19 protein-coding genes and 1 riboswitch are annotated in these 16,243 nt (G+C 63.9%); of the genes, 5 read left to right on the top strand and 14 right to left on the bottom strand.

All coding sequences use genetic code 11. The features are described from left to right. A partial coding sequence (locus AYR66_RS05810) for a response regulator (protein ID WP_206047074.1) occupies positions 1–360 on the bottom strand: 360 nt, incomplete at its 3' end. Between the two features lie 231 nt (positions 361–591). On the opposite strand from AYR66_RS05810, the gene AYR66_RS05815 reads away from it, so the two are divergent. From AYR66_RS05815 to AYR66_RS05835, 5 genes are all read left to right on the top strand, one after another. Then, entirely contained in the window at positions 592–801 is a 210-nt protein-coding gene (locus AYR66_RS05815) for a DUF3460 family protein (RefSeq protein ID WP_088706737.1), read from the top strand. Then, positions 801–1,676: a segregation and condensation protein A gene (locus tag AYR66_RS05820; protein ID WP_088706738.1), complete on the top strand. Its 876-nt coding sequence runs from the start codon at positions 801–803 to the stop codon at positions 1,674–1,676. The genes AYR66_RS05815 and AYR66_RS05820 overlap by 1 nt, the downstream gene beginning before the upstream one ends. 57 nt (positions 1,677–1,733) lie before the next feature. Further along, positions 1,734–2,573, top strand: coding sequence for a pantoate--beta-alanine ligase (panC, locus tag AYR66_RS05825; protein WP_088706739.1), 840 nt, complete (start codon positions 1,734–1,736; stop codon positions 2,571–2,573). 20 nt (positions 2,574–2,593) lie between these two features. After that, positions 2,594–3,484: a cobalamin-binding protein gene (locus tag AYR66_RS05830; RefSeq protein WP_088706740.1), complete on the top strand. Its 891-nt coding sequence runs from the start codon at positions 2,594–2,596 to the stop codon at positions 3,482–3,484. Positions 3,485–3,628: 144 nt separating this feature from the next. After that, positions 3,629–3,988 carry a hypothetical protein gene (locus AYR66_RS05835; RefSeq protein WP_088706741.1) on the top strand — a complete coding sequence of 120 codons (360 nt, stop codon included), beginning with the start codon at positions 3,629–3,631 and terminating at the stop codon, positions 3,986–3,988. Between the two features lies 1 nt (position 3,989). On the opposite strand, the gene AYR66_RS05840 is transcribed toward AYR66_RS05835, so the two are convergent. The 13 genes from AYR66_RS05840 to AYR66_RS05900 form a co-directional block, all read right to left on the bottom strand. Further along, the gene (locus AYR66_RS05840) at positions 3,990–4,604 is read right to left on the bottom strand and encodes a ParA family protein (RefSeq protein WP_088706742.1); all 615 of its coding nucleotides are present in this window, start codon (positions 4,602–4,604) and stop codon (positions 3,990–3,992) included. A 77-nt stretch (positions 4,605–4,681) separates the two neighbouring features. Then, positions 4,682–6,136 carry a cobyric acid synthase gene (locus AYR66_RS05845; RefSeq protein ID WP_088706743.1) on the bottom strand — a complete coding sequence of 485 codons (1,455 nt, stop codon included), beginning with the start codon at positions 6,134–6,136 and terminating at the stop codon, positions 4,682–4,684. After that, positions 6,133–6,927 (bottom strand): cobalamin-binding protein, encoded by a 795-nt coding sequence (locus tag AYR66_RS05850; RefSeq protein WP_088706744.1) that lies wholly within the window; start codon positions 6,925–6,927, stop codon positions 6,133–6,135. The genes AYR66_RS05845 and AYR66_RS05850 overlap by 4 nt, the downstream gene beginning before the upstream one ends. Beyond that, positions 6,924–7,808 (bottom strand): cobalamin-binding protein, encoded by an 885-nt coding sequence (locus AYR66_RS05855; RefSeq protein WP_088706745.1) that lies wholly within the window; start codon positions 7,806–7,808, stop codon positions 6,924–6,926. The genes AYR66_RS05850 and AYR66_RS05855 overlap by 4 nt, the downstream gene beginning before the upstream one ends. Continuing rightward, positions 7,805–8,806 (bottom strand): threonine-phosphate decarboxylase CobD, encoded by a 1,002-nt coding sequence (gene cobD, locus AYR66_RS05860; RefSeq protein ID WP_088706746.1) that lies wholly within the window; start codon positions 8,804–8,806, stop codon positions 7,805–7,807. The genes AYR66_RS05855 and cobD overlap by 4 nt, the downstream gene beginning before the upstream one ends. Then, the gene (cbiB, locus tag AYR66_RS05865; protein WP_088706747.1) at positions 8,799–9,734 is read right to left on the bottom strand and encodes an adenosylcobinamide-phosphate synthase CbiB; all 936 of its coding nucleotides are present in this window, start codon (positions 9,732–9,734) and stop codon (positions 8,799–8,801) included. The genes cobD and cbiB overlap by 8 nt, the downstream gene beginning before the upstream one ends. Continuing rightward, positions 9,728–10,285: a bifunctional adenosylcobinamide kinase/adenosylcobinamide-phosphate guanylyltransferase gene (cobU, locus tag AYR66_RS05870; protein WP_088706748.1), complete on the bottom strand. Its 558-nt coding sequence runs from the start codon at positions 10,283–10,285 to the stop codon at positions 9,728–9,730. The genes cbiB and cobU overlap by 7 nt, the downstream gene beginning before the upstream one ends. Before the next feature lie 7 nt (positions 10,286–10,292). After that, the gene (cobO, locus tag AYR66_RS05875) at positions 10,293–10,898 is read right to left on the bottom strand and encodes a cob(I)yrinic acid a,c-diamide adenosyltransferase (RefSeq protein ID WP_088706749.1); all 606 of its coding nucleotides are present in this window, start codon (positions 10,896–10,898) and stop codon (positions 10,293–10,295) included. Further along, complete coding sequence (locus tag AYR66_RS05880) at positions 10,891–11,667, bottom strand: ABC transporter ATP-binding protein (protein ID WP_088706750.1); 777 nt, start codon at positions 11,665–11,667, stop codon at positions 10,891–10,893. The genes cobO and AYR66_RS05880 overlap by 8 nt, the downstream gene beginning before the upstream one ends. A 3-nt stretch (positions 11,668–11,670) precedes the next feature. Further along, the gene (locus tag AYR66_RS05885) at positions 11,671–12,690 is read right to left on the bottom strand and encodes a FecCD family ABC transporter permease (protein WP_088706751.1); all 1,020 of its coding nucleotides are present in this window, start codon (positions 12,688–12,690) and stop codon (positions 11,671–11,673) included. A gap of 34 nt (positions 12,691–12,724) precedes the next feature. Beyond that, the gene (locus AYR66_RS05890) at positions 12,725–14,575 is read right to left on the bottom strand and encodes a TonB-dependent receptor domain-containing protein (RefSeq protein WP_088706752.1); all 1,851 of its coding nucleotides are present in this window, start codon (positions 14,573–14,575) and stop codon (positions 12,725–12,727) included. A gap of 124 nt (positions 14,576–14,699) precedes the next feature. Then, positions 14,700–14,941: riboswitch (cobalamin riboswitch) on the bottom strand. A gap of 34 nt (positions 14,942–14,975) precedes the next feature. Next, the gene (locus AYR66_RS05895; RefSeq protein WP_088706753.1) at positions 14,976–15,554 is read right to left on the bottom strand and encodes a histidine phosphatase family protein; all 579 of its coding nucleotides are present in this window, start codon (positions 15,552–15,554) and stop codon (positions 14,976–14,978) included. Next, positions 15,554–16,243: adenosylcobinamide-GDP ribazoletransferase (locus AYR66_RS05900; protein ID WP_088709626.1), on the bottom strand; the 690-nt coding region annotated here is incomplete at its 5' end. The genes AYR66_RS05895 and AYR66_RS05900, both read right to left, overlap by 1 nt.

Here is a 16,243-nt window from a genome sequence, read left to right on the forward strand (position 1 = left end):
CTTCAGTTCAGCGACGCGCAAGGGTTTGGTGACGTAATCGATGCCGCCGCAATTGAAGGCGGACACCTTCATGTCAGTGTCGTCGTAAGCGCTGATGAAGATGACCGGGATGCTGGCGTGCTGCAGTGACTGTTTGAGGCGCCGGCACAGTTCGAAACCGTCCATGTCGGGCATGTTGATGTCCAGCAGGATGAGGTCCGGCGCATGGGCGTCTACTTCTTCCAGCGCCTTGCCGCCGTTATGGACGATGCGCACACGATAGCCCTGGGCAGTCAATATCGCGGCCATGAAGTGGCAGTCGGCTGGCGTGTCGTCGACAACCAGAATTTCGGGCACATCGTTGTCTGAAGCCGGAAACATGGAGCGCCCCTTCATCTGCATGCAGCTGTGATCCTCCGCAATCCAGCTGAGAATTACTTCTCGGAAATCATACTGGCATTGTTCACGCCGCGCTACTTCTTCGAAAAATCGTGTTGATGCATTGATAATAAGATGCTCCACCTTGCCACACACTGTCGCCCGATTGACGGAACTGCAGCGAAGACAGGGTAAAATAGCGCCTGCTTTTCCATCCTGAACCCTATTTTCGCTATGAAATTCAGCAAACAACAGACGACGTACGTTTCCGATTTCACCAAGTTTCTCACTGAAATGAAGCAGAACAATCCGTCGATCGAAGAAAAGCAGCGCGCCGGCCGCGCCATTTTGTGGGACAAGGCGCCCATCGACCTCGACCTCCGCCGCCGCGAACAGGAATCGCGCGTCAAGCAGCAACCTTACGTCTACCAGACCAAGTCCTGATGTCCTCGCAGGACACCCTGCTGACGCACCTCCCGGCGAACGCCCCCGAACAGGCGCTCGCCGGCCAGCCGGATTCAACCCCGGATATGGTGGACGGCATGGCGTTTGCCAAACTGTACGGCGAGCCGTTGTTCAAGCTGCCGACAGACCTGTACATCCCGCCCGATGCGCTGGAGGTCTTCCTTGAAGCCTTCCAGGGACCGCTCGACCTGCTGCTCTACCTGATCCGCAAGCAGAACTTCAACATCCTCGACATCCCAATGGCGGACGTGACCCGCCAGTACCTGGAGTATGTCGACCAGATCCGCTCGCGCAACCTCGAACTGGCAGCCGAATACCTGCTGATGGCAGCCATGCTCATCGAGATCAAGTCGCGCATGCTGCTGCCGGTGAAGAAGGCCGATACCGGCGAGGAAGCGGAAGACCCGCGCGCGGAACTGGTACGCCGCCTGCTCGAATACGAGCAGATCAAGCTCGCCGCGCAACAGCTCGACGCCCTGCCGCAGCTCGGCCGTGACTATGTGCGCACGCAGATCTTCATTGAACAGAGCATGGCGCCGCGCTGGCCGGACGTTAACATCTCCGAGCTGCAGGCCGTCTGGGCCGACATCATCAAGCGCGCCAAGCTGACGCAGCACCACACCATCACGCGCGAGGAACTGTCCGTGCGCGAGCACATGACCGGCATCCTGCGCCGCCTGCAGTCGGCGAAGTTCGTCGAGTTCTCCGATCTCTTCGATCCCTCGCGCGGCGTGCCTGTGGTGGTGGTGAACTTCATCGCTCTGCTCGAACTGGCCAAGGAAACCCTGATCGAGATCACGCAGGCCGAAGCCTTCGCGCCGATCTACGTGCGTCTCGCCTATTCACCGACCTGATTCCTTTCATCCGCCGCACTTGCAGCAACGTGGCATTCACCATAGCAAGGCTGTCCCATGAAAATCATTTCCTCCATCGACGAATTGCGCGACCAGCTGCGCGGTCAACTGCGCACCGCCTTTGTGCCCACCATGGGCAACCTGCACGAAGGCCACCTGTCGCTGATGCGTCTGGCGCGCAAGCATGGCGATCCGGTGGTCGCATCGATCTTCGTCAACCGCCTGCAGTTCGGCCCGAACGAAGACTTCGACAAGTATCCGCGCACGTTCCAGGCCGACGTGGAAAAGCTGGAAAAGGAAGGCGTGTACGTACTGTTCGCTCCGACCGAAAAGGACCTGTATCCGGAGCCGCAGGAATACCGTGTGCGTCCGCCTGACGACCTCGGCAACATCCTGGAAGGTGAGTTCCGACCGGGCTTCTTTACCGGTGTAACGACCGTGGTGTTGAAATTGTTCTCCTGCGTGCAGCCGCGCGTGGCCGTGTTCGGCAAGAAGGATTACCAGCAGCTCATGATCGTGCGCAACATGGCCAAGCAGTTCGCGCTGCCAACAGAAATCATTGCGGCTGAGACCTGGCGCGCGGATGACGGCCTCGCGCTGTCCTCGCGCAACGGCTACCTGTCGGAAGCGGAGCGCGCAGAAGCGCCGCAGCTGTACCAGCTGCTCAATGAAGTCGCGAACGAAGTGCGCAGCGGTCACCTCGACATGTTCGAACTGGAACGCCACGCCGCAACCAAACTGGCCGCGCGCGGCTGGAAGCCGGATTACATTTCGGTGCGCAAGCGCGCCGACCTGCAACCGCCTTCCGCCGGCGACCTCGCCCAGGGCGCACCACTGGTCGTGCTGGCTGCCGCCAAACTCGGCACCACGCGCCTGATCGACAACCTCGAAATCTGAACCATCAGCGCCTGATCGAAATGCCGCATTTCCGCATCAGGCCGCTGCTGCTGACCTGCGTGCTCGCGCTGGGCCTCCCGGCGCAGGCCGCGGTCACGGTAATCGACGATGCAAGGCGCAGCGTCACCCTCCCCGCCCCCGCGCGGCGCATCGTCAGCCTCGCACCACACGCCACCGAAATGCTGTTCGCCGCCGGTGCCGGCGCCTATATCGTCGGCGTCACCGAATTCAGCGACTATCCGCCTGAAGCGAAGCGCATCCAGTCGGTGGGCAGCGGCGTATCGCTGGACCTGGAACGCATCATCCAGCTCAAGCCTGATCTCATCGTGGGATGGAACAACGGCATGGCGGCCGGGCAGCTGGCGAAACTGGAAACGCTGGGCATCCCCATCTACAAAAGCGAACCCTACGACTTCCCGGCGATTGCGCATTCGCTCGAACGCCTTGCCCGCCTCGCCGGGACCGACGCCACCGGGCAGGCGGCGGCAATGGCCTTCCGCCAGCGCTGGAAGAAACTGCAGGATACCTATCAGCGCCGGCGTTCCGTCACGGTGTTCTACCAGATCTGGCGCTCGCCCCTGATGACTCTGAACGGTTCCCACCTGGTGTCATCCGCGCTGCGCCTGTGCGGCGGGGAGAACATCTTCGCCAGACTGCCGCAACTGGCGCCGACGGTCAGCGAGGAAGCGGTGATCAAGGCCGATCCTGAAGCGATCGTGGCCAGCAGCGGCGAACAGGATGATGTCTTCGCCCCCTGGCGACGCTTCCCCGGACTGAAAGCGGTTGCCGGCGGCAACCTGATTTCCATCGACGGCAACCTGATGAACCGCGCGGGCCCGCGTATCCTCGATGGCACCGAAGACCTGTGCCGCAAACTGGATGCCGTGCGCGCGAAACGGCCCACGCGCTAAATCCCACATACATGGGATTGACGTATCCCCGACCAAACTTATAATCGTCCGACTTTCGCGGGGTTGGCTGCACGCCCTGCCGAATTCCTGTTTGACACCTCAGGCAGTTTTCATCGCATCCCTGATACGACGGAAATGGTGGACATGAAGAACGACAAAGCTGCAGACACCCTCCCCCGCCTTCCCCTGTGGAAGCGCATGCTGGTTGCCATCGGCGGCATCTGCACGATCCTGTTGGCGCTGATGTGGTATCCGCCTGCTTATGAATCTGCCCGGATCCTCCTTGCCCGTCCCATTTCGGCGGCCGTTGCGGCGGACTCGGACGGCGTCATCACTCCGGCCGACGCACGCAGGCAGCGTGCGGCCTCGGCGCGCGCCGTGGTTCACGGCACCTACCTGAAGGACCCGTACGGGTGTGTTTACATGGTTGAGTATGTGGGCGCGAAGCTGTCGCTGGCGCCGCTGCTGGATGACCGGGGCCAGCCGGTGTGCGGCGGCCGTTGAATCAGTGCTGGACCCACTTCACAAGGTCGGTCCACTGCTCCAGGTCTTTCTCGACGCGTGAAGGCGCGACATCCCAAACGGTCGCGCCGTGCGCGGCCAATTGCACATAATTCTGTGTATCGCGCAGGTACCCCAGTACAGGCAATCCGACGTTGCCGACGTAGTGGGCCAACTGGTCGGCCGCGCGCGTGCGGACATTGATCCGCATGCCAAGAACACCGACATGCGATTTGCCATGCTTGCCCGAAGCCAGCCGCTGGAGGAATTCCTGGGTGGCGAGGATATCGAACATGGATGCCTGCAACGGGACGACCACCTTGTCGGCGATCCGCAGGACTTCTTCCAGACGGTTGCCGGACAAACCGGCCGGCGTATCCAATACGATATGTGTGGTGCCCTTGGGCGGCCGGGCGACATGGCCGTCGGCGATATCCCAAGCAGCAATCGGCGGCAGGCTGCCCGGCCGCAGCGCCAGCCAGGCACGCGAGGACTGCTGGACGTCGGCGTCGCCGAGCATGACCTTGTGTCCCTGCTTGGCGAAATAGCCGGCCAGGTTGGTGGCAATGGTGCTCTTGCCGACGCCACCTTTCGGGTTGGCGATAACGATCACGGGCATGCTTGTCCTCCGCTGGAATGGGTTTGCGACCTCTTTCCGTAAGGATAGCACGCTGCATTTTCCATCTTGCAAGGGGATCAGGCGGCGTTGCGCCCCTTCCCGCGCAACGCGTCGAGCAGCGGCCGCGTGGCATCGGCGATCCGGTCCAGGCTTTGCTCCCGCAGTTGCGCCAGGTCGACCGCTTCGAAGGCGTCCATGCCCGCCCAAGCCAGCAAGGCTGCGAGTGCGCCCGGCGCATCGAAGACGCCATGCAGGTATGTTCCAAGCACCTGGCCGTCCGCCGACCGCGCACCTTCAGGCCTGCCGTCGATCATGAACGCCGGCAGGCGGGTTGCCGGCCCTTGCGACACGCCCATGTGGATTTCGTAACCCCTGACCTCGCCGTCGGCAAAAGCGCACTGTCCGCTGACCTGCGCCAGTGTCTTTTCCGTCGCCAGTTCGGTATCGATCTCCAGCAGGCCCAGCGCCTCGGACATTCCTGGCTTTCCTTCGACACCATGCGGATCCGACACGGTGCGGCCGAGCATCTGGTAACCGCCGCAAATCCCGATCACCTTGCCGCCATAGCGCAAATGCTTGCGCAAGGCTTGCGGCCAGACGTTGACGCGCAGCCAGGCGAGGTCGTCGCGGGTGTTCTTGCTGCCGGGGAGGACGATCAGGTCGGCCGGCGGAATCGCCTGTCCCGGGCCGACGAAGGTCAGGTCGACGCCGGGCTGCGCGCGCAAGGCGTCGAAATCGGTATGGTTGCTGATGCGCGGCAGGACTGGCACCACGATGCGGAAGCTGCCCTTTGCCTGCTGTTCGGGCTTGATGGCATCCTCGGCGTCGAGGAACAGCCCGTGCAGGTACGGCAGGACGGCGAGCACCGGCTTGCCGGTCTGTTCCTCCAGCCAGTCCAGGCCGGGTTCGAGCAGGCCGATGTCGCCGCGGAAGCGGTTGATCACAAAGCCGGCGATGCGCGCGCGTTCGCTGTCGGACAGGCAGGAGAGCGTGCCGACGATGTGCGCGAACACTCCTCCCCGGTCGATGTCCGCGACGAGGATGACCGGGCAATCCACCGCTTCAGCGAATCCCATGTTGGCGATGTCACGTTCGCGCAGGTTGATCTCCGCCGGGCTTCCCGCGCCTTCCACGATGACCGCGCTGTAGGCGCGTGACAGCCGCTGATAAGACTCCAGCACCGCCTGCATCGCCACCGTTTTGTACTGGTGGTAGTCGCGCGCGTTCATGTCGGCACGCACCTTGCCGTGCACGATGACCTGCGCGCCGGTGTCGCTCGACGGCTTGAGCAGGATGGGGTTCATGTCGGTGTGGGGTTCGAGGCCGGCGGCCAGTGCCTGCAGCGCCTGCGCGCGGCCGATCTCGCCGCCGTCGGTGGTCACCGCGCTGTTGAGCGCCATGTTCTGCGGCTTGAACGGCGCCACGCTGACGCCTTCGCGCGCCAGCAGGCGGCACAACGCGGCGACCACGGTACTCTTGCCGGCGTCCGAGGTCGTGCCCTGGACCATGAGTGTCCGGTAGGGGAATTTCATGCACGCAGCTCCTGCCATTGGCGGACCAGCGCAGCAATCTGCGGCAGTCCTTCGGTAATCGCCCCTGGTCCTGGGGAAAGGATATCGGCCGACTTGACCTCGGCCACCATGCCGTCCCGGACGGCGGGAATCGCGTCCCAGCCCGGCCTGCCGGTGACGGTTTCGGGTCGGAACTTCTTGCCGCACCAGGAGCCGATGATGATGTCGGGCGCACGGCGCACCACTTCATCGGCGTCGGCGATGATGCGCGCCTTCGCGCTGGAATGCGCCGCGAGTTCCGGGAAGATGTCGTCGCCGCCGGCGATGGCGATCAGTTCCGACACCCAGCCGATACCGCTGATCGGCGGATCGTTCCATTCCTCGAAGTAGACCTTCGGCCGCGCGCTCCATTGGCTCGACTGCGCGCGCACCTGTTCGATTTTCGCCTGTAGTACATCCACGAGCGACCATCCGGCGTCCTGCTTGCCGACGAGCGCGGCAAGCACATTGACCATGTGGAAGATGCCAGCGATATCGCGCTGGTTGAAGAGATGCACTTCCACGCCGGCCGACACAAGTTCACTGCAGATCCCCGCCTGCATGTCCGAAAAGCCGATCACGAGGTCGGGCTGCACGTTGAGGATGCGCTCGATGCGGGACGATGAGAATCCGCTGACCTTCGGCTTTTCCGCTCGCGCTCTCGCCGGACGTGTCGTGAAGCCGGAGATCCCGGCAATTGCATCCTCGGCGCCAAGCGCATACAACGTTTCGACCGCCTCGGTGCTGAGGCAGACGATGCGACGGTAATTCACTGGCGTTCTCCCCGTTTCGCGCGCACCTGCTCGAGCTTATCGCACAACTGCGCTGCCCCGGCGATGACGCGCGGCCCGGAGCGGTTGAACAGGTCGCCGGAAAATGCGAAGAGGTTGCCGCGACGGACAGCGAGCATCGAAGGATACTGCTTCCACATGTCGATTCCGCTGCCGGCCTGGTCGGCGCGATCGCCGCTGACGATCACTTCCGGATTTTCCTGCAGCACCGCCTCGGGACTCAGGCTGGGCGCCACCAGGGGCAGCTTGGCGAAGATGTTCTCGCCGCCACAGATATGGATGGCGTCGTTGATGATATGGCGCTCGTTCAGCGTGTACAGGGGGCGGTCCCACACCTGGTAGAACACGCGCACTGGCGGACGGTTCCGGTAGCGGGCGGTCAGGCTATCGAGCTGGGCGCGTAATTCGGCTGCGCTTTTCTCCGCCTGCTGCGTCGTGCCCATCAGCTGTCCCATCTTCAGGATGGCTAGCGGGATCTCGTCGAGCTTGTGCGGCTCGCTGTAGAACAGCGGAATACCCAGCTTGCGCAATTGCTCCATCTGGCGCGACGACGCGTTGTGCCGCCACACGACGAGCAGGTCGGGCTTGAGCGCGAGCAGGCGTTCGATGTCGACCAGCCGGTTGTCGCCGACACGCGGAATGTCGCGCGCGGCGGAGGGATAGTCGCTGTACTTCACGGTGCCCACGATCCGGTCGCCGCCGCCGGCTGCGAACAGCATTTCCGTCACGTGCGGTGCGAGCGACACGACGCGGCGCGCGGGCTGCTGCAAGGTGATGGTCTGACCATCATCGTCGGTGACTGTGATTGCGGCGTGCGCGTGCGCGCACATTGCGCAGGCGAGCGCCAGCAGGAGTCGTTTCATCGTTGTTCCCTTTCCGCGGGTTTCCAGGCATCGAGCGCGCGCTGCAGGCGCTGCCAGCCGGATTCGTCCGGCGGCAGTCCCAGGCGGATGCCGCGTGCCTTGTCAGCAAATAAGCGGACCCAGATGCCGTGCTCCGCCATGTGGAGGTGAAAAGCTTCAGCTTCGCTTTCAGGCCACCAGCGGAACAGTGCTGTTCCGGCCGCGTGTATGCCTGCCCCGGCCAGCATTGCTTGCAGGCGCGCGCCCTCCTGCTGAAGGCGGTGACGTGCATGTTCCTGCCATACGCGATCTTCGAGCGCCGCGCGGCCGGTAAGCTGCGCCGGTGCACTCACCGACCATGGCCCCAGCCAGTCGGCCATCCGCGACAAGGTTGCGGCATCGGCTGCCACGAAGCCAAGGCGCAATCCTGCCAGTCCGAAAAACTTGCCCACGGAACGGAATACGATCAGCCCGGGTCGGTCGGTCCATTGCGCGACGCTCATCTGCGGCGAAACGTCGCCGAAGGCTTCATCCACCACCAGCCAGCCGCCGCGCGCGGCGAGCCGCCCCGCCCATTCGAGCAGGCGTTCCGGTTCAACCGTCGCGCCGGTGGGATTATTGGGGTTGCAGACAACCATGACCTCGGCCTCGTCCACGTTTTGCTCGAGGGCGGCAAACGGCACTTCACGCACCGCGTGTCCTGCCTGGCGCCAGCAATGCGCATGTTCCGCATAGGACGGCGCGGACACGACGATGCGTGAGCGCGCGCGCAGGCGCGGAAGCGCCTGGATCGCCTGCTGCGTCCCGGCGACGGCAAGCATGCGGGGCGCGCCGTAATAGGAGCAGGCCGCGGCCACCACTCCAGGATCGTCTTCAGGAAGGCGGTGCCATACCTTCTCAGGCAACACAGGCGCAGGGTACGGAACCGGGTTGAGTCCGGTCGACAGATCGAGCCACTCCGCGATCGGGCGGCCGTAGCGCGCTGCCGCTTCGCGCAGGTTTCCGCCGTGCTCAAGCATGGCTGATCCTTTCAATGAAAAATCCGGCTGCGGCGATCACCACCAGCCACAGGATGCAGGTCCGCGCCACGAGGGACCATGCGCGGCCGATGTCCTCTGCGGATGCGGGGCTCCCTTTGCCAAGCAATGGACGCTCCTCGATCTCGCCGTCATATTCCGCCGCGCCGCCCAGTGAGACATGCAGGGCCCCCGCACCGGCGGACATCACCGGCCCGGCATTGGGACTACCCCAGCTTGCCGCCTGCGATTGCCAGCAGGCCCATGCGCAGCGCGTATCGCCGAGGATGGCGTAGGACAGCGCGGTCAGCCGCGCGGGAATCCAGTTCAGCACGTCATCAGTGCGCGCCGCCATCCATCCGAAATCATTGAAGCGCTCATTGCGGTAGCCCCACATCGCGTCCAGCGTATTGGCGAGGCGGAAGAGCACTGCACCTGGGCCGCCGGCGACGGCGAACCAGAACAGCGTGCCGAATACCGCATCGTTGCCGTTTTCCAGCAGCGATTCGACGGCTGCTTTCGCCAGTTCCGGTTCGTTTGATCGGCGCGTGTCACGGCTGACAATGCGGGATGTCAGCTCACGCGCTTGCACGAGGTTGCCGTCCCTGAGTGCTTGCGCAATCGGAAGCAGGTGATCGCGCAGGCTGCGCAAGCCGATGCAGAAATACAGCAGCACGGCATGGATGGCCCAGCCTGCCATCGTGTTGACCTCAGCGCCGAAGGCGCATGCCCAAGCGGCAAGCGCTGTCAGCGGAAGCACCGCAATCATCCATGCGGCGATGCCTTTCCCGGTTCGTCCTGCACCACGATTGAGACGGCGTTCGATGGCATTCGCAAAGCGCCCGAAGCCGACCAGCGGATGCCACTTGCGCGGCTCACCCAGCACCCAGTCGATCCCCACGCCCGCGGCCATCAGCAGTGCGGTCAGCATGCTTGCCCCTTCAGCACCAGCGGCAATCCCGCTGCCACCCACACCGCACGCTCGCAACGCGCTGCGACGGCCTGGTTCAGGCGCCCGGCCTCGTCGACGAACCAGCGCGAAATCGCGCCCTGCGGCACGATGCCCATGCCGACTTCATTGGAGACGATGACCAGGTCACCGGGCGCTTGTTCGATAGCGGCGAGGAATTCCTCGCGCTCGCGGAAATAACGTTGCGGCGGTTCGATATGCCCGATCTCGGGATACGCAATGTTTTCGCAGAACAGCAAATTGGACAGCCAGACCGTGAGGCAATCCACCAGCACGAGATTGCCGGGCGTCGACGCTGCACGCAGCACCTTGCCCAGCGCAAGCGTCTCTTCGACCGTCGTCCAGTCCGCGTCGCGGCGCGCGCGATGATGTGCGATGCGCGCCTGCATTTCCGCATCGCCGGCCTGCGCGGTAGCGACGTAAACCACGGGCTTGCCGCTCGCGGCGGCGACGCTTTCCGCATGCGCGCTCTTGCCCGAGCGCGCGCCGCCGAAGACGAAAGTGCGCGTCATGCCGGCCTTACCACTCGACGCCGGGCTGTGCAGCGATGCCCGACGCAAACGCATGCTTGACCAGCTGCATCTCCGTGACGGTATCAGCGACGGCGATGAGTTCCGGCGGCGCCGCGCGGCCGGTCACCACGACATGCTGCATCGGCGGCCGCGCGCGCAAATCTTCGATGACGCGGTTCACGTCGAGGTAGCGGTATTTCAATGCGATGTTCAGTTCGTCGAGCACCACGAAACCGATGCCCGGATCGGCCAGGAAGGTCCGTGCGCGCTCCCATGCGCGCTCCGCGGCGGCGATGTCGCGTTCGCGGTCCTGCGTTTCCCAGGTATAGCCCTCGCCCATCGCATGGAAGCTCACTTCATCGGGGAAGCGCTGCAGGAAGAGTTCCTCTCCGGTCGACTTGGCGCCCTTGATGAACTGCACTACGCCCACCTTCATGCCGTGGCCGAGCGCGCGAATGGCCATGCCGAAGGCGCTCGAACTCTTGCCCTTGCCGTTGCCGGTGTTGACGAGCAGTACACCGGCATCGCGCTTGGCGGCGTTGATCTTGCTGTCAACCACGTCCTTCTTGCGCTGCATGCGCGCACGGTGGCGCTCGTTGATGTCGTCAGTCATGGGTACCCTCTTCCGCGGGAATGAAAATGGTGCGCCGTCCGTGGCGGACGGCTTCGATGGGATAGCCCAGGCATCGGCTGAGCACGGGTGCGGTCATCACCTCGGCTGCCGGGCCCGCCTGCCACTCGCCGTCGCCCATCAGGAGCAGCGCGTGGGTGGAGACGCTGTGCGACAGGTTGAGATCGTGGCTGACGAGCACCACGGCCTTGCGTTCGGACCGGCACAGTTTCGCCAGCAAGTCCATCACGCCGACCTGGTGCGCAAGATCGAGCGCGCTGGCGGGTTCGTCGAGCAGCATCAACGGCGTTTCCTGCGACAGCACGGCGGCAATCGCCACACGCTGGCGTTCGCCGCCGGACAGCGTGCGCACGTCACGTTCGGCGAGATGGCCGACGTCCAGCGCGCGCAACGCCGCATGGGCAATCCGGTAGTCGGATTCCACGTCCCAGTAGCGGTCATCCTGGTAGGGATGGCGCGCGGCGAGGACGGTATCGATGGCGCGGTAGCCGAATGCATCGTTCCTGCCCTGCGGCAGGTAGGAGCGTTCGCGCGCCAATGCAGCCAGCGGCCAGTCCGCGATGGGGCGACCATCCATGTGCACGCTGCCCTTCTCGGGCGCGCGCAGGCCGGCCAGTGCGCGCAGCAAGGTGCTCTTGCCCGCGCCGTTGCGGCCGATCACGCACCAGCACTGTCCCGCTTCCACGGTCCAGTTCAGTCCGTCAACCAGCACCCTGCCGCCGGCGCTTAAACCCAGATCGCGCGTCTGCATCGCTTATTTCCTGTGAATCTGGTGCAGTTGGAGAAGGAAGACCGGCACGCCGATCAACGCGGTAATGACGCCGACCGGCAACTGCTGGGGCGCGATCACGCTGCGTGCCAGCGTGTCGGCCAGCACGAGGAAGGTGCCGCCCGCCAGCGTTGCCGCAGGCAGCAGGAGACGATGGTCCGGTCCCCACGCGAAGCGGCAGGCATGCGGCACGATCAGGCCGACGAAACCGATGCTGCCCGCGGTACTGACCGCGCTCGCCGTCAGCAGCGCGGAGAAGAGAAACAATCCCTGCCGCAGGCGCGTGACGCGGATGCCGAGGGTCGCCGCCGCTTCCGCATGCAGGGCCATCACATTGATCGCGCGTGCCACGCGCACAGCGAAGGTCAGCGCCAGCAACCAGATGATCCAGGGCAGCCAGCGCGACTGCGTCGCCGACAAGTCGCCGATCAGCCAGAACACCATGCCGCGCAGGCGGTTGTCTGGCGCGATGGAAAGCATGAGGGTCACGAGCGCGCCACAGCCCGACGCGACGATCACGCCGGTGAGCAGCAGCATCGGCGCATTGCTGTCCCCCGTGCTGCCGCGCAGGTCGCGCCACGCGAGCACGAAGAGCAGGAAGGCAACCGCGATCGCGCCGGTGAATGCGGCAACGTCGACCAGCCATGCCACGGAGAAAAAGAGCATCGCACTCAACGCACCGACGGACGCGCCACCCGATACGCCGAGCACATACGGATCCGCTAGCGGATTGCGCAGCAGGGCCTGCATCATCACGCCGGCCAGCGCCAGCGTCGCGCCGGTCACGAAAGCCGAGAGCGCCCGCCCGAGGCGCAGTTCCAGCAGCGTGGCGGCGAGCGTCGACGGACTGCCATGGATAATTTCGCCGAGCGCGCCAAAGAGTTCCTGCACGGACAGGGACACCGAACCGACGCCGCACGCAAACAGGATGCTGCAGAATGCCGCCGCGACCAGCACGGTCAGAATCGTGATGGCGCGCCGGCGTTCGCGGAATGCTGGCAGCATGATGGCCTCGCTATGCACAGTGTCCCTGCCTTTCTTACTTCATCGCGTAGCGCACGCCGACGAAGACGTTGGAGCCGGCCGTGGCAAACAGGCGGGCCAGCTCGTAGTTCTTGTCGAACACGTTGTTCCAGCGTGCGAACAGGCTCCAGTCCTTCGACAGGTCATACCCGACGTGCAGGTTCAGCACGCCATAGCCGCCGAGGCGGTTGGTATTCGTCACGTTGTCGAAGCGGTCGCCGGAGAACACCAGCTCGGCGCCGGTGGTCACGTCGCCCGCCTTGTAATCCACGGCCAACGTGCCGTGCTTCTTGGCGCGGCGCGCGAGACGGCGACCAGTGGTCTCGTCCTTGGGATCCTGGAAGTCGAGCGAACCGCGGAAGGTGAACTGCCCCGCTGTCGTACTGGCACCCAGCGACAGGCCGGAAATCAACGCCTCATTCACGTTGTAGGTGCAGCCGATCGGGAAGGCAGCCGGCGTCACCGGGCACACCGGTGTGAACACCAGCAGGTCGGTCAGGCGATTGCGGTAATAGACCGCGCTGTACTGGCTCGCCCCATCTTCGTAATACATGCCGATTTCCGCGTTGCGGCCTTTTTCGGGACGCAGCGTCGGAATGCCGAAATTCGGGAAATACAGTTCGTTGAAGGTGGGTGCCCGGAAGCTGGTACCCGCGCTCGCATTGACGCGCAACGCGCTGGTGAGGCGGTAGCCGTAGGAAACGCTGCCCGTGGTGCGCGAACCGAACTGCGAGCTGTCGTCGCCACGCAGGCTCACAGCGCCGAGGTGTGCGCCGCTGCGCATCTGGTAGGCCAACGCGACGGAATTCGTCGTGCGATCGCGCACCATCGACGGCACGGAGGAGTCGACTTCTTCCTTGCGGTGCTCGACGATCGCCTGCAGCACATTGGTCCCGAACATGAAATTGTTCTGCCAGCTGAGCGTGGTCTGGTCGGTATCGTACTCGGTATGGCCGAAGGAAGCGTCGTTCGTGCTGTGGTCCGCCGATTGCGACAGCTGAAGGTGGCTGTCCCAGTTCGGCATCAGCTTGTTCTTCGCATAAATGCTGTATGCACCGACGCGCGTGCGGCCGCGATCATCCATCGTCGGCCCGGAGTCGAACTGGTTCTTCAATACGCTGTGCAGGAAGGTGGCGCCAAGCTCATGCCCCTTGGCGAGCTGGTAGCCGAACTGGCCGCTGGCGCTGGTATTGCTGTAGCCGTCACGGTCGGGATTGAAGGAGAAATTGCCCCGCTTCGTCGCGGAGAATCCGTCGGACTGTTCATGGCCGGCACGGATCGCATAGCGGAATCCGTCGCTGGAACCGGACACACCGGCGTCGGTGCTGCGTGTGCCATAACTGCCGGCCCCGGCGGAGGCCGTCACTACCGGTGCGCCATCCCCCTGCTTGGTGAAGATCTGCACCACGCCGCCCACCGCATCTGCGCCGTACATGGTGCTGAGCGGGCCGTAGACGATTTCCACGCGCTCGATCTGCGACAGCGGAATCGCGTTCCAGCTGGCACCGCCGGCCGTTGCCGAACCGACGCGCACGCCGTCGACGAGCACGATGTTCTGCTTGTTGTCGGTGCCGCGGATGAATACGGACGACTGCGCGCCCGGTCCGCCGTTGCGTACGAGTTCGATACCGCGCTGGCGCTGCAGCACATCGGCGAGCGAGTTGCCGCCGGAGCGCGCGATCTCTTCCGAGGTAATGACCACGTTATCGGCCAGCACTTCCCTGGCAATCTGGGGCGAACGCGTCGCGGTGACGACGACGGAGTCGAGTTTCTTTTCCTGCGCGTGGGCGGAAACAGTGAAGGCCGCGGCAATGGCGGCAGCAATCGCGAGCGGCTTGCCTGCGCGCGGGAGAACGGGTGATGTCATGACGAAGTTCCAGAGAAATACAACCAGCCCACTTCCCCGCAGGCTGGATGAACAGAAGTTCCGGACAGGATTGACGATCAAGAAGCGGGCATGCCGCATTTGCGTCGCGAAGACCCCCGTCCGCACACTTCCACCTGTTCTGGCCGGTATCCGGGCTCACAAGTCGAAGCGGCCGACCTTCCCATGCAGACTGCACAGTGGCTTCGAAGGACCGCTTGTCAATGTGGAATGCGACGTTTCGGCATTCCAGTGACGCTTGTTTACCGTTGCGGGGGCAGCACACGTTAGCTTGTTGGCAAGCCTCGTGTTTCCCGTTTAACTGCGCGCATGAACATGCGCGCGGGCACCAAAACCTGACTATTTTAAGGCTTGCAATACATACCGACAACAAGGAAACGGATTACAGCGACTTATCGTTATCCGTTTGGCAATCGATTGTCGTCAGTTCGCCATAAGCGATGCTGTTCGGGGTTGCTGCTGCGGCAGTCACCATTTCTTCCGGCGAAGCGCACCGCGTTGCCGCAAGCAGCAGGCGTATCGTGCCGGCATGCGCGACGATAACGACTGCATCAGTTGTACGGCTGCACACGTCCTGATGAAAGGCTCGCACCCGCGTTGCCACGTCGAGCAGGCTTTCCCCGCCTCCGGGACGATAGCGGGCAAGGTCTGCCGCCCAAGCATCGACCTCTGCGCGCGGAATGGCATTCCACGGTTGCAGCTCCCATGCACCGAAATCCATCTCGGCAAGACGAGCATCGAATGCCGGCTCACCGGCGTCGAGCGCTTGCGCCAATCCTTTGGCGAGGCTGCGGCAGCGTCGCAACGGGCTGGAAACAACGGCAATTCGCTTCGGCAATGCAGAAGCCAGTTGTGCGAGTACCTGCTGCTGATGCGTTTCATCGGCAAGCAGGTCGGCGCAGCCGTAGCAGACACCGTCCCGTACCACTGGCCGTGCATGCCTGACGAGATGGAGCCGCATTACCGTCCTAGGGCCGCAAGCACGGCGAGGTAAAACGCCGCCTCGCTCAACTGCTGGATCGCGCCGAGGCAGTCGCCGGTATAGCCGCCGATGCGGCACACGCATTTGCGCGCGAGCCACCATGCGGCAACTGCTGTACCGAGCACGCCGCAACCGAGGGCCGGCAAGGGCAGCAAGCCCATCAGCGCGATCGCCACCAGAACGACGAGCACAGTCAAGGCCGCGACAGCAAACTCGCCGTGCGACATGCGCTGCGCGAGCGGTTTGGATTTGCCCTCCTGCTTCACGTAATCAAGCTTCCAGATCAACACCGTCGATGCGAGGCGTGACAGCGGATGCGCGACGAGCAGCGATGCAATGGTCGCCTGCACATTCAATCCGGCAAGCGTCGTGCATTTGACTGCGAGCAGGAGGCCAATGCCGATTGCGCCATACGCACCAATGCGCGAATCGGTCATGATTTCGAGCACACGCTGCTTCGTCAAGCCGCCGCCCAGTCCGTCACAAGCATCGGCAAAGCCATCCTCATGAAAAGCACCGGTGAGATAGATGCCCGCCACTGTCGACAACAGCACCGCGACCGCCGGCGGCCACACCAGTTGCGCCGCCGCATACACCGCGGCAGCAGCCGCTCCCACGACGATACCGACCGCCGGGAAGTAGCGGCTCGACTGGGGCAGCCAGTCCGG

The sequence above is a fragment of the Noviherbaspirillum denitrificans genome (genome assembly GCF_002211445.1).
GTDB lineage: Bacteria > Pseudomonadota > Gammaproteobacteria > Burkholderiales > Burkholderiaceae_D > Noviherbaspirillum > Noviherbaspirillum denitrificans.